Consider the following 264-nt stretch of genomic DNA (forward strand, 5'->3'; position numbering starts at 1 on the left):
TATCTTTGTTTAATTGTAGAAAATTCTGACACATCCAGTCATTCATTTGTTGAATGCACTTACTCAGTGTTTGAATTGGAGCATAGTCTCCTGGTGAAATGGTTGTGTAAATCTGGGTGTCATCCGCATAGCTATGGTAACTTATTTTGTTGTTTTTCATTATCTGAGCCAGTGGTAGCATGTAGACGTTAAAGAGAAGAGGCCCCAAGATGGAGCCTTGAGGAACCCCACATGTCATATTTGTCAACTCAGATGTGTATTTAC

The 264-nt window shown here is 39.0% G+C and carries 1 protein-coding gene; it reads right to left on the minus strand.

Going from position 1 to position 264, the window contains the following annotated elements; translation table 11 throughout:
• Positions 1-238, minus strand: a 238-nt coding sequence (locus ACM615_RS24170; RefSeq protein WP_431012673.1) for a reverse transcriptase domain-containing protein, incomplete at its 3' end; no start/stop codon positions are given.
• Positions 239-264: the final 26 nt, after the last annotated feature.

This window comes from Rahnella sp. PAMC25617 (assembly GCF_050606005.1).
In the GTDB taxonomy this organism is placed as follows: Bacteria; Pseudomonadota; Gammaproteobacteria; order Enterobacterales; family Enterobacteriaceae; genus Rahnella; species Rahnella variigena.